The sequence below is a fragment of the Pseudomonas sp. TE12234 genome, from assembly GCF_054061835.1.
The window spans coordinates 231,121-243,024 of record NZ_JBSSEP010000003.1 but is presented as its reverse complement, the minus strand read 5'-3'; the positions used below and the strand labels follow the sequence as shown (position 1 = coordinate 243,024).

General features: G+C 61.6%; 10 protein-coding genes. 3 read left to right on the top strand and 7 right to left on the bottom strand.

Annotation, left to right across the window (positions count from 1 at the left end; all coding sequences use genetic code 11):
- Positions 1–67 precede the first annotated feature (67 nt).
- The gene (locus tag ACVWYU_RS07585) at positions 68–1,075 is read right to left on the bottom strand and encodes a D-cysteine desulfhydrase (RefSeq protein WP_247256708.1); all 1,008 of its coding nucleotides are present in this window, start codon (positions 1,073–1,075) and stop codon (positions 68–70) included.
- A 197-nt stretch (positions 1,076–1,272) separates the two neighbouring features.
- Here ACVWYU_RS07585 and epsC point away from each other — a divergent pair, with 197 nt between their 5' ends.
- Together epsC and betT are read left to right on the top strand one after the other, a co-directional pair.
- On the top strand, positions 1,273–2,199 hold the full coding sequence (gene epsC, locus ACVWYU_RS07580; protein ID WP_090327837.1) for a serine O-acetyltransferase EpsC: 927 nt from the start codon (positions 1,273–1,275) through the stop codon (positions 2,197–2,199).
- Positions 2,200–2,602: 403 nt separating this feature from the next.
- Positions 2,603–4,558, top strand: a complete 1,956-nt coding sequence (betT, locus tag ACVWYU_RS07575) for a choline transporter BetT (RefSeq protein WP_457372398.1) — start codon at positions 2,603–2,605, stop codon at positions 4,556–4,558.
- A gap of 8 nt (positions 4,559–4,566) precedes the next feature.
- On the opposite strand, the gene ACVWYU_RS07570 is transcribed toward betT, so the two are convergent.
- The gene (locus tag ACVWYU_RS07570) at positions 4,567–4,827 is read right to left on the bottom strand and encodes a hypothetical protein (RefSeq protein WP_090327842.1); all 261 of its coding nucleotides are present in this window, start codon (positions 4,825–4,827) and stop codon (positions 4,567–4,569) included.
- A gap of 437 nt (positions 4,828–5,264) precedes the next feature.
- On the opposite strand from ACVWYU_RS07570, the gene mgrA reads away from it, so the two are divergent.
- On the top strand, positions 5,265–6,302 hold the full coding sequence (gene mgrA / locus ACVWYU_RS07565; RefSeq protein ID WP_090327844.1) for an L-glyceraldehyde 3-phosphate reductase: 1,038 nt from the start codon (positions 5,265–5,267) through the stop codon (positions 6,300–6,302).
- A 159-nt stretch (positions 6,303–6,461) separates the two neighbouring features.
- On the opposite strand, the gene tauD is transcribed toward mgrA, so the two are convergent.
- The 5 genes from tauD to gshA form a co-directional block, all read right to left on the bottom strand.
- On the bottom strand, positions 6,462–7,304 hold the full coding sequence (tauD, locus tag ACVWYU_RS07560; RefSeq protein WP_090327846.1) for a taurine dioxygenase: 843 nt from the start codon (positions 7,302–7,304) through the stop codon (positions 6,462–6,464).
- 72 nt (positions 7,305–7,376) lie between these two features.
- Positions 7,377–8,210 (bottom strand): taurine ABC transporter permease TauC, encoded by an 834-nt coding sequence (gene tauC, locus ACVWYU_RS07555; protein ID WP_457372347.1) that lies wholly within the window; start codon positions 8,208–8,210, stop codon positions 7,377–7,379.
- The gene (tauB, locus tag ACVWYU_RS07550; protein ID WP_090327851.1) at positions 8,207–9,001 is read right to left on the bottom strand and encodes a taurine ABC transporter ATP-binding subunit; all 795 of its coding nucleotides are present in this window, start codon (positions 8,999–9,001) and stop codon (positions 8,207–8,209) included. The genes tauC and tauB overlap by 4 nt, the downstream gene beginning before the upstream one ends.
- A 16-nt stretch (positions 9,002–9,017) precedes the next feature.
- Positions 9,018–9,995, bottom strand: a complete 978-nt coding sequence (tauA, locus tag ACVWYU_RS07545; RefSeq protein WP_457372346.1) for a taurine ABC transporter substrate-binding protein — start codon at positions 9,993–9,995, stop codon at positions 9,018–9,020.
- Between the two features lie 242 nt (positions 9,996–10,237).
- Positions 10,238–11,821 carry a glutamate--cysteine ligase gene (gene gshA, locus ACVWYU_RS07540; protein ID WP_090327856.1) on the bottom strand — a complete coding sequence of 528 codons (1,584 nt, stop codon included), beginning with the start codon at positions 11,819–11,821 and terminating at the stop codon, positions 10,238–10,240.
- Between the last annotated feature and the right edge of the window lie 83 nt (positions 11,822–11,904).

Here is an 11,904-nt window from a genome sequence, read left to right as displayed (position 1 = left end):
CCAGCGCCTACAGAGTTCGCGTTGCACCTGTACGAGCTGGCTTTCCAGCGAAACGGCTCCAGTGCAGTTACAGATAATCCTTGTAGGCAAACAACGCCGGCGCCCCACCGGTGTGCAGGAAGATGATCGGGCCTTCATCGAAGCGTTGACGACCGATGCCATCAAGCAACCCGGCCATCGCCTTGCCGGTGTAGACCGGGTCCAGCAGCAGGCCTTCCTGACTCGCCACCAGCTTCACCGCCGCCAGAGTCCCGGCATTGGGTTCGCCGTAGCGTGGCGCGAAATACTCGTCCCACAACTCGACCTTGAAACTCTTCGGCAGGCTTACACCCAGCAACTCGGCGGTGCGCTCGGCCAGGCCCTGTACCTTCGGCCGCTGGTCCTCATCGCTACGGGACACCGTGACGCCAATGACTGGCAAATCCGGCAGTGCTTCGCTCAAGGCCAATGCCAGGCCGCTGTGGGTTCCGGCGCTGCCCGAGGCCAACACCACGGCGGCGAAATTCAGGCCGGTGTCCTTGATCTGTTCCGCCAGTTCCAACCCGGCACGCACATACCCCAGGGCGCCCAGCGCATTGGAGCCGCCAATCGGCACCAGATACGGCTTTTTGCCGTTGCTGCGCAAGCGAGCGGCGAGGGCATGCAATTGCTCGTCGGCATTGTCGAGGTTTTCCACCAGCTCGACCTTGGCATCGAACAGGTCCAGCAACAGCCGATTGCCATTGCCGAGATAGTTGGCGTCGTCGGTGCCGAGGGGGTTTTCCAGCAGCGCTACACAGCCAAGGCCCAGTTTGGCGGCAATGGCGGCCGTCTGGCGCACATGGTTGGACTGAATCGCGCCAGCGGTGATCAAGGTGTCGGCACCTTGCGCCAGGGCATCGGCGGCCAGGTACTCGAGTTTGCGCAGCTTGTTGCCGCCCATGGCCAGCGGTGTCAGGTCATCGCGTTTGACGTACACGTCGCGGCCCAGCCAGGTCGACAGGCGTTCGAGCTTTTCCAGGGCGGTGGGCTGACCGAGCAGGTCGAGACGGTTAAAGCGGGCAAGCTGTTGTTTGATCGGCTCTTGATTGAACATGGTTCCGTACTGGCGGTGGGAGATGTGTGGACTATAGGCACGCCTATTTGAAGCGGCAACCGCCAACCACCAATCGCTTATAGCCAACAGTGCTTAACACAGCACAATTGGTTCTTAATTTGGCTCACGGCCCTTGCCGTAAAGTATTTGCCTTTGACGCGGCCAGACTGTCCGGCCGCCCGTGAGGAGTTTTTACCGTGAGTGAGCGTTCCAGCCATTGGCAATTGCAGAGCATCGTCAGCCAGCTGCGCACGGCACGTGACCAGTGGCGCGCGCAAAACGGCCGTGCCAGCACCGAGCAGGGAGGGCGCGAATTGCCGTCCCGCGCGGCCATGGCGGAGATTCTCGAAGCCTTGTGCGGTGCGCTGTTTCCCATGCGCCTGGGGCCGGTGGACCTGCGCGAGGAAAGCGAAGACTTCTACGTCGGACACACCCTCGATGTCGCACTGAATGCCTTGCTGGCTCAGGCGCGGCTCGAATTGCGCTACGCCGCGCGCCACAGCGCCAAGGTCGATACCGAGGTCGAGGCCAGGACTATCCAGATCATCCAGGACTTCGCCCTCGCGTTGCCGGGGTTGCGCAGCCTGCTCGATACCGATGTTCTGGCGGCCTATCACGGTGACCCGGCGGCACGCAGCGTCGATGAAGTATTGCTGTGCTATCCGGGGATTCTGGCGGTGATCCACCATCGCCTGGCTCACCATTTGTATCGCGCCGGTTTGCCGTTGCTGGCGCGGATCAGCGCGGAAATCGCCCACTCGGCCACCGGCATCGACATTCACCCCGGCGCGCAGATTGGCCGCAGTTTTTTCATCGACCACGGGACAGGCGTGGTGATCGGCGAGACCGCCATCATTGGCGAGCGCGTGCGGATCTATCAGGCCGTGACCCTGGGCGCCAAGCGCTTCCCGGCGGACGAAGACGGTCAATTGCAGAAGGGCCAGCCGCGTCACCCGATTGTCGAGGATGACGTGGTGATCTATGCCGGCGCGACGATTCTGGGGCGGATCACCATTGGCAAGGGTTCGACCATTGGCGGCAACGTCTGGCTGACCCGCAGCGTGCCGGCGGGCAGCAACCTGACCCAGGCGAATCTGCAGCATGATGATGGGGCGCAGAAGTAATTCCAGAAATCCTGGCTGACTGACAGGCCCTCATCGCGAGCAAGCTCGCTCCCACAGGATTTTCGGGTGTTCACAGTCATGGTGTTCACTGAAGATCCACGGTGGGAGCGAGCTTGCTCGCGATTGGATTTCATGCCGAATCGAGCTAACGGCTTTGATTTAATCCTGCCTCATACCCTCCCTTGAACTGGCACAGGAAAACGACCGCCGAGCCCTGCGATTAGTCCTTAGCACCCTATCCATGTTTAAATTGAACGTTCATTCAAGTTAAACCGGTGGTTCGCCGCCCGCTCACAACAGGAGGCTTGCCTTTGCTGAGTCTGATTTCTACAGCCACGTTTTACCCCTTCGAGGTGCACCGTTCATGAGTGCATCGTCCCTCCCTCCAAGCGGCCTGGTCCGCATGAATCCGCCGGTGTTCTACTTTGCGGCGAGTTTCATTCTGCTGTTCGGCGTCGTGGTCATCGCCTTGCCCGAACAGGCCGGTGCCTGGTTGCTGGCGGCGCAAAACTGGGCGGCCAATACGGTCGGCTGGTACTACATGCTGGCGATGACGCTGTATCTGGTCTTCGTGGTGGTCACCGCCTTGTCCGGCTACGGCAAGATCAAGCTCGGTGCCGACCACGACGAGCCCGAGTTCAGCTACCTGTCCTGGGCCGGCATGTTGTTCGCCGCCGGCATCAGCATCACCCTGTTTTTCTTCTGTGTGTCCGAACCGCTGACCCACATGCTGCAACCGCCCCAAGGCGAGGCCGGCACGGCGGACGCGGCGCGTCAGGCGATGCAGATTCTGTTTCTGCACTGGGGCCTGCACGGCTGGGGTGTGTTCGCTTTCGTCGGCATGGCGCTGGCGTATTTCGCCTACCGCCATAACCTGCCGCTGGCCTTGCGTTCGGCGCTGTATCCGCTGATTGGCAAGCGCATCAACGGGCCGATCGGCTACGCGGTGGATGGCTTCGGCATCATCGCCACGGTGTTCGGTCTCGGTGCGGACATGGGCTTTGGTGTGCTGCACCTCAACTCGGGCCTGGACTACCTGTTCGGCATCGCCCACACCCAGTGGATTCAGGTCGGCCTGATCACCCTGATGATGGGGGCGGCGATCATCGTTGCCGTGTCCGGCGTCGATAAGGGGGTGCGGGTCATGTCCGACATCAACATGCTGCTGGCCTGCGCGTTGCTGCTGTTCGTGTTGTTCGCCGGCCCGACGCAGCACCTGCTCAATACCCTGATCCAGAACCTCGGTGACTACCTCGGCGCCTTGCCGATGAAGAGTTTTGACCTGTACGCCTATGACAAACCCAGCGACTGGCTCGGCGGCTGGACGGTGTTCTACTGGGCCTGGTGGATTGCCTGGTCGCCGTTCGTGGGCCTGTTCATCGCGCGGATTTCCCGCGGCCGCACCATCCGCGAATTCGTCTTCGGTGTGCTGCTGATCCCGCTCGGTTTCACCCTGGCGTGGATGTCGATCTTCGGCAACAGCGCCATCGATCAAGTGCTCAACCACGGCATGAGTGCGCTGGGCATGTCGGCCATTGATAACCCGTCGATGACCCTCTACCTGCTGCTGGAAACCTACCCGTGGAGCAAAACCGTGATTGCGGTCACGGTGTTCATCAGTTTTGTGTTCTTCGTGACTTCGGCCGACTCCGGCACGGTGGTGTTGTCGACGCTGTCCGCCAAGGGCGGCAATCCGGACGAAGACGGGCCGAAATGGCTGCGGGTGTTTTGGGGCGCGATGACGGCGCTGGTGACCAGTGCGCTGCTGTTCTCCGGCAGCATCGATGCGCTGAAGTCGGCGGTGGTGCTGACTTCGCTGCCGTTCTCGCTGATTCTGCTGTTGATGATGTGGGGGCTGCACAAAGCGTTTTACCTGGAGTCGCAAAAGCAGATCGCGCAGTTGCATTCCCTGGCACCGGTGTCCGGCTCGCGGCGCGGCGGCTGGCGTCAGCGCTTGAGTCAGGCGGTGCATTTCCCGTCGCGGGACGAGGTCTATCGCTTCCTCGATTCGACGGTGCGCCCGGCCATTGAAGAAGTCTCGGCGGTGTTCGTCGAAAAGGGCCTGAAGGTCATCACACAGCCGGACCCGGCCAATGACAACATCAGCCTGGAAATCGGTCACGGTGACGAGCATCCGTTTATCTATCAGGTGCAGATGCGTGGCTACTTCACGCCGTCATTTGCCCGCGGCGGCATGGGCTCCAAGGAGCTCAACAACCGTCGTTATTATCGGGCCGAAGTGCATTTGAGCGAGGGCAGTCAGAACTACGATCTGGTGGGGTACACCAAGGAGCAGATCATCAACGACATCCTTGATCAGTACGAGCGGCACATGCAGTTCCTGCATCTGGTGCGTTGATCGGGGGATCAGGTTTCGCTGGTCAGCACCATGAACAGCACCAGCGCCGCCACCGGGACGCTGAACACCACGGTGCCGACCACCACTTCGGTGCTCAATGGCTGACCGGCGTGAACCATGCCGACCGCGGAATTGATCAATGTGAGCGCCAGCCACAGCGCGACAAAGCCATAGGCCAGGGTCTGGCGGGTGAAGCCGATTTTCTCGCCGATGAACAGCATCAGCGCCAGGAGGATCAGGCCGAAGGTGATGATGATGGTGGTGTGCATGGTCTGTGTTCCATCCGATAGATGAGCAATGCCCGACAAACCGCGATCGCGAGCAAGCTCGCGCCCACAAAGATCACCGCGATCCCTGTGTGAGCGAGCCTGCTCGCGATTGGGGTCACGACGGTGTCAGTGCAAGCCAAGTCATCAATACCACTACTGAGCATAGGTCAGGCGGGCCCGGCCTTAAACCAACCCACCCTTGACCCGCAGGATCTGCCCATTCACCCGGGATGAAATTCCTCAATGACACACCACCGTCACCGATGCCGGTGTTTGGGGGAGGTGTTTGCGCGGGCCGGATGAAGATCAAACGATGAATTCTGTGAAACGTTTCAGCAATTGGTCGACGCCGGGCTTTTCTGGCGTTTGTCTAAGCGTATGCTGGGCGACTGGCGAAGCAGTCGATACCAGATTCAAGACAGACAAGAGAGGATTCGATGACTTACACCGCTGCCGAAAACCGCTACGACTCCATTCCTTACCGCCGCGTGGGCCGCAGCGGGCTGGTGCTGCCGGCGCTGTCCCTGGGCCTGTGGCACAACTTCGGCGACAGCACGCCGATCGATACCCAGCGTGCGTTGTTGCGCACCGCGTTTGACCTGGGCATCAACCATTTCGACCTGGCCAACAACTACGGCCCGCCCTACGGCAGCGCCGAGATCAACTTCGGGCGTTTGCTGCGCGAGGACTTCAAGCAATACCGCGATGAGCTGATCATCTCCAGCAAGGCCGGTTGGGACATGTGGCCCGGCCCTTACGGTCAGGGCGGCGGTTCACGCAAATACGTGCTGGCCAGCCTCGACCAGAGCCTGCAGCGCCTGGGCGTGGATTACGTGGATATTTTCTATTCCCACCGTTTCGACCCGGACACCCCGCTGGAGGAAACTGCGAGCGCGCTGGCCACCGCGGTGCAACAGGGCAAGGCGCTGTACATCGGCATTTCGTCCTATTCCGGGGTGAAGACCCGCGAAATGGCAGCGCTGCTCAAAGAGTGGAAAGTCCCGCTGCTGATCCATCAACCGGCCTACAACCTGCTCAATCGCTGGGTGGAAAAAGATCTGCTCGATACCACCGACGAACTTGGCACGGGTGTGATTGCGTTCACGCCACTGGCCCAGGGTTTGCTGACCGACAAGTACCTCAATGGCGTGCCGGCGGATGCACGGGTCAATCGTCCTGGCGGCGCTTCGTTGCAGGCTTCGCACCTGTCCGAGGCCAACATTGCCCACGTGCGTGCGCTTAACGAGATCGCCAAGCGTCGCGGTCAAAGTCTGGCGCAACTGGCCCTGGCCTGGACCCTGCGCGACCCGCGCGTAACCTCGGCGCTGATCGGTGCGAGCCGGCCGGAGCAGATTATCGAGAACGTCGGGGCGTTGAAGAATTTGAGTTTCAGTGAGCAGGAGCTGGCGGAGATCGACCGGTTTGCCCAGGAGGGTGGGATCAATCTTTGGGAGAAGCCTTCGACGGCTGAGTAACCGTCAGCTAGGTCTTCTGGCGTCTGCTCCGTCCTTATCGCGAGCAGGCTCGCTCCCACAGGGCTGGCGGTTGACCGCAAAATTTTGGTCAACACAGAACCAGTGTGGGAGCGAGCCTGCTCGCGATGGGGCCGGGACAATCAACACTGCACTTGGAGTTCAGCGAAAAAACGGCACATCCCCCAACACCGTGGCCCGCTGCATCACCCGCCGCGCCGGCCGGTAATCATCCACCGCGTAATGTTGTGTCACGCGGTTATCCCAGAACGCGATGTCGTCTTTCTGCCAGCGCCAGCGAATGGTGAATTCCGGCCGGGTGGCGTGGGCGAACAGGAACTTCAGAATCGCCTCGCTTTCGGTTTCCGACAGCTCGTTGATCTTCGACGTGAACCCTTCATTGACGAACAACGAACGGCGCCCGCTCACCGGATGGGTACGGATCACCGGGTGCGACAGCGGTGGATTCTTGCGCCGTGCTTCTTCCCATTGGGCCAACGCTTCTGGCGTATTGCCGTAGCGCTCCAGCGGGAACGAACGGGTGAAGTCGTGGGTGGCGGTCAGCCCTTCGAGCAAGGCTTTCACCGGCGCCGACAAGGCTTCGTACGCCGCAATCCCGCTGGCCCACAGGGTGTCGCCGCCGAACTCCGGCAGCAGCTTGGCGCTGAGCACCGCGCCCATCGCCGGGGTGGGCAGGAAGGTCACGTCGGTGTGCCAGATTGCGTTGTCGCGCACGTCGGTGACGGCGGTGTCGAGGATCAGCACTTCCGGTTGTTCCGGCACGTTCGGGTAGATCGGGTGAATGTGCAGATCACCGAAATTGGCCGCGAAACGCGCTTGCTGCTGGGGCGTGATCGGTTGGTCGCGGAAGAACAGCACCTGATGTTTGAGCAACGCTTGCTCGATGGCGTCGCGCTGTTCCAGGTTCAGTGGCTGGCTGATGTCGACGCCGCTGATCTGCGCGCCGAGGGCGGAGCTTAGTGGGGTGATGGTCAGGTGGCTCATGATGGTTCTCTTCAACTCTGAGTGTTGACTCCTGTGGGAGCTTGCTCCCACAGGTTTTTCACATGGCAATTTTTAGTGAGCCTGGCCGTGCCATGGCACCAGTTTGCGTTGCAGGGCGCGCAAGCCCATCTCCATGGCAAAGGCGATCAGCGCGATCACCAGAATCCCCAGGACCACCACATCGGTGACCAGGAACTGCGCGGCCGACTGCACCATGAAACCCAGGCCGCTGGTGGCGGCGATCAATTCGGCGGCGACCAGTGTCGACCAGCCCACACCCAGACCAATGCGCACACCGGTCAAAATATCCGGCAGCGCGCTGGGCAGAATCACATGGCGAATCAACTGCGCACGGGTCGCGCCCAACGACTGCGCGGCGCGCAATTTCGCCGGGTCGACCGTGCGTACACCGGTCGCGCTGGCAATGGCGATCGGGGCGAAAATGGCCAGGTAGATCAACAGCACTTTCGACAGCTCGCCGATGCCGCACCAGATCACGATCAGCGGCAGATAGGCCAGCGGTGGAATCGGGCGGTAGAACTCGATCAGCGGATCGAGAACGCCGCGAGCGATGCGGTTGTGACCGATGGCGATGCCAACCGGTACGGCGCTCAGCACCGCGAAGCCCAGGCCCAGGCCGATGCGGCTGAGGCTCGCGCCCAGGTGCTGCCACAGGGTCGAATCCATGTAGCCGCTGGTGGCCAGCAACCAGCCTTTTTGCAGGACGGCGGACGGTGGTGGCAGGAACAAGGGTTCAATCAAACCGGTCGCGGTAACGGCCCACCAGAGGACCACGAGGGCGATCAGCGTCAGCACGCTGATCCAGCGAGTGCTCAAAGTGCGACGAACCGGAATCACCGAAGCGCCGGGTTTTATCGCAACGGCCGGAATTTCATAGCTGCTCATGCGCGCTCCTGCCGCTGGGCGGCGCTGCGTTGGGAGAAGACTCTGGCGAGCACGTGTTCGCGGGTTTCGATAAAGCGCGGGTCGGATTTGATCGCCCGTGCCGACTCGCCGGCCGCGTAACGCTGGCCGAAGTCCAGGCTCAGGCGTTCGACGATTTGCCCCGGATTGGGCGCCAGCAGAATCAGGTCGGTGGCGAGGAACACGGCTTCTTCGATGTCGTGGGTAATCAGGAACACCGGTTTGGCCGTGCGCCGCCAGACTTGCAGCAGCAGTTCCTGCATCTGCTCGCGGGTGAACGCATCGAGGGCGCCAAAGGGTTCGTCCATCAATAGAACCCGTGGGTCGGCAGCGAGGGCGCGGGCCAGGCCGACGCGCTGCTTCTGCCCACCGGACAGTTGCCAGATGCGGCGGTGTTCAAATCCGGAAAGGTCTACCAGCGCGAGCATTTCCCGGGCGCGGATTTCGCGTTTGTCCCGAGGAATGCCGGCCAGTTCCAGGCCGAAGCCGACGTTGGCCAGCACGTCCTGCCAGGGCAGCAGAGCGTCGTCCTGGAACACCACGCCGCGTTCGGCACTCGGGCCTTTGACGGGCACGCCGTCGAGGGTGATGCGCCCGGCGCTGGGTTCGACGAAACCGGCAATCAGGTTCAACAGCGAAGTCTTGCCACTGCCGGACGGGCCGAGGGCAACCAGCAATTGCCGGGGCCCCAGGCTCAGGGAAATATCCGCCAGCACCGGTTCCGGGCTGCCAGGGTACTGTGCGCTGATGCGCTCCAGCTGTAGCAAGGCCATGGCGATGAACTCCCGATCAGTTGGTGATGAACTTGGTGCTGACGTAGGGTGCGTAGTCCGGCAGCACAGCCTCGACCTTGCCTTGTTCCTTGAGGAACGCGGCGGTGTCGGTGATGGCCTTGGTGGTCGGCGCCCCCAGGGTGATGACCTGATCAGCCGCCAGTGGATAGACGTTGCCTTGCAGCAGCAGCGGAATATCGCTGGCCTTGGCGCCAGACAGTTTTACAAGCTTGTCGACATTGCCTTGATTGGCCAGCCAGGCTTTCGGGTCTTTGCGGTAGTCGGCGTAGGCGTCCAGGGTCACTTTGGCGAACGCGGTGACGATTTCCGGGTGCTTCTCGGCGAAGTCCTTACGCACGATCCAGGCATCGAAGGTCGGCGCGCCGAACTTGGCCAGTTCGCCGGAGGTGATCAGCACTTTGCCGTTTTCCTTGGCGACGCCCAGGGCCGGGTCCCACACGTAGGTGGCATCGATGTCACCACGTTTCCATGCAGCGATGATGGCGGGCGGGGCGAGGTTGAGGACGGTGACTTTCGAGGGGTCGATGTTCCAGTGCTTCAGAGCGGCCAGCAGGCTGTAGTGGCCGGTGGAAACGAATGGCACGGCGATTTTCTTGCCGATCAGGTCTTGCGGGGTCTTGATCCCGGAACCGTCACGGGCCACCAGCGCTTCGGCGGCGCCGATCTGGGTGGCGATCAGGAAGGTTTCCACCGGGACTTTGCGGGTAATGGCCGCCGTCAGGGGGCTGGAACCGAGGTAGCCGATCTGCACGTCACCGGAGGCGATGGCGGCGATGATGTCGGCACCGTTATCGAATTTGCGCCAGCTGATGTCGGCCTTGGTGGCTTTTTCATAGGCGCCATCGGCCTGGGCGACTTTGGCCGGGTCAACGGTGGTCTGGTAGGCGACAGTCACATCAGCCGCCTGGGCAAAGAAGCTCGCTGCCGCTAGAGAGGCGGCCGCCAGCAGGCGAAGAGGGAAATGCAGTTTCATCGGGAAGCTCCTTGTCAGGCGACCGAGAGTCGGCGTGAAAGGAGACTAAATGATCTAAGAATTCGAAAATAAATAACTTTTTCGAATGAGCTTATGAGCGGAAAAATCTAAGGAGTCGCTTGGATCGTCTTTCTGTGGGAGCGGGCTTGCTCGCGAAAAGGGCGTGTCAGTCGACGACCATGTTGACTGATACGGCGCCTTCGCGGGCAAGCCCGCTCCCACAAGGAGGCTACGGCTGCAGGTTAGTTGCTGATCGCCAGAATGCTCGCCTGATACGACCCGACAAACACGTCGAAATCGCCGACTTCGTTCTGTTCCAGCTCCGCCTGTTGAGCCAGCGACGAGCGCGCCAGTTCTTCAAACCGGGCCTGTTCCTCAGCCGGCAATGGCTGGCTGCGGAAAAACTCGGCGTGGGCGCGGCTTTGGCGCAGGGAGAACTGGGCAAAGCTTTCCTTGTGCTCGGCCATGGCCGCCAGGACCTGGGCCGATGGCGTCAGGGATGGGTCCTTGACCTTGGCCAGTTGCGCATCCAGCGCCTTGCTGTGGGCATCGCCGCCGTGGCTCTGATCCAGCATCGCCGCCAGGGGCGCGATGTTTTCCAGCAATTGTGCGGCCCACTCTTTCAGGTCTACGGGGTGACCATCGCGTTGCAGCTGCAGGCCAGGACGGCGACCTTCCTTGACCACGCTGAGGAAGTTCGAGGTCGCATTGCCGCAGCTGGTGTTGGTCAGCAACGGGCTGTCGTTCAGGGCGCAGTACAGCAGGAAGGCGTCGAGGAAGCGCGATTCGGTGAGATCGATGCCCGTCGGCAGGAACGGGTTGATGTCCAGGCAGCGAACTTCAACGTACTGGATGCCACGGGCCATCAGCGCCTGGATCGGCCGCTCGCCGGTGTAGGTCACGCGTTTGGGGCGAATGTTGGAGTAGTACTCGTTTTCGATCTGCAGGATGTTGGTGTTGAGTTGAACCCACTCACCGTCCTTGTGGGTGCCGACTTCGACGTACGGCGCATAGGGCGTGGCCACCGCTTTGCGCAGGCTGTCGATGTAGCTGCCCAGATCGTTGTAGCACGGCGTCAGGCCGGCCTGGGCGTTGCTCTGGTAACCCAGGTCACTCATGCGCAGGCTGGTGGCGTACGGCAGGTACAGGGTGTCCGGATCCAGCTGTTCCAACTGATGCGAACGGCCGCGCAGGAAGCCGGCGTCCAGTGCCGGCGATGCGCCGAACAGGTACATCAGCAGCCAGCTGTAGCGGCGGAAGTTGCGGATCAGGGCGATGTAGGCCGACGACTGATAGTCGCGGTCGGTGCCGACGAAGCCTTCGGCCTGCTTGAGCAGAGGCCAGAGTTTCTCCGGCAGGGAGAAGTTGTAGTGAATCCCGGCGATGCACTGCATGGTCTTGCCGTAACGCAGGGCCAGGCCCTTGCGGTAGACGTACTTGAGCTGACCGATGTTGGACGTGCCGTAATAGGCGATCGGGATATCTTCCTCGGCCGGCAGCGGGCACGGCATCGACGGACTCCACAGGTACTCGTTGCCGAGCTTGCTGTAGGCAAAGCGATGAATCTTGTCCAGGCTCGCCAGCGTGTCCGCCGGATCGGGCAGGGCCGGGGTGATGAACTCCAGCAGCGATTCGGAATAGTCAGTGGTGATCTGTTCGTTGGTCAGCGCGGAACCCAATGCTTCCGGGTGCGGCGTTTGCGCCAGCCGACCTTCATCGGTCACGCGCAGGCATTCACGTTCGATGCCGTGAAGGCACTGTTCGAGCAGAGAGAGGTTAGCGCGCTCGCCGAGCAGGGCCAGGCGGCGGTTGAGAAGTTCGCTCAAGTTGGATTCCTTCACGCGTCAGTCGCCCCAATATGGGGGTGGGCAAGACGGTCTACAAGGGTGAAGTTAAAACTGGCGTTTTC

Excerpts from the sequence above, each read along its gene's own strand:
- betT (WP_457372398.1), top strand. The coding sequence starts at position 2,603 with ATGAATCCGCCGGTGTTCTACTTTGCGGCGAGTTTCATTCTGCTGTTC.
- ACVWYU_RS07570 (WP_090327842.1), bottom strand. The coding sequence starts at position 4,827 with ATGCACACCACCATCATCATCACCTTCGGCCTGATCCTCCTGGCGCTG.
- ACVWYU_RS07585 (WP_247256708.1), bottom strand. The coding sequence starts at position 1,075 with ATGTTCAATCAAGAGCCGATCAAACAACAGCTTGCCCGCTTTAACCGT.
- tauA (WP_457372346.1), bottom strand. The coding sequence starts at position 9,995 with ATGAAACTGCATTTCCCTCTTCGCCTGCTGGCGGCCGCCTCTCTAGCG.
- tauC (WP_457372347.1), bottom strand. The coding sequence starts at position 8,210 with ATGAGCAGCTATGAAATTCCGGCCGTTGCGATAAAACCCGGCGCTTCG.
- mgrA (WP_090327844.1), top strand. The coding sequence starts at position 5,265 with ATGACTTACACCGCTGCCGAAAACCGCTACGACTCCATTCCTTACCGC.
- tauB (WP_090327851.1), bottom strand. The coding sequence starts at position 9,001 with ATGGCCTTGCTACAGCTGGAGCGCATCAGCGCACAGTACCCTGGCAGC.
- tauD (WP_090327846.1), bottom strand. The coding sequence starts at position 7,304 with ATGAGCCACCTGACCATCACCCCACTAAGCTCCGCCCTCGGCGCGCAG.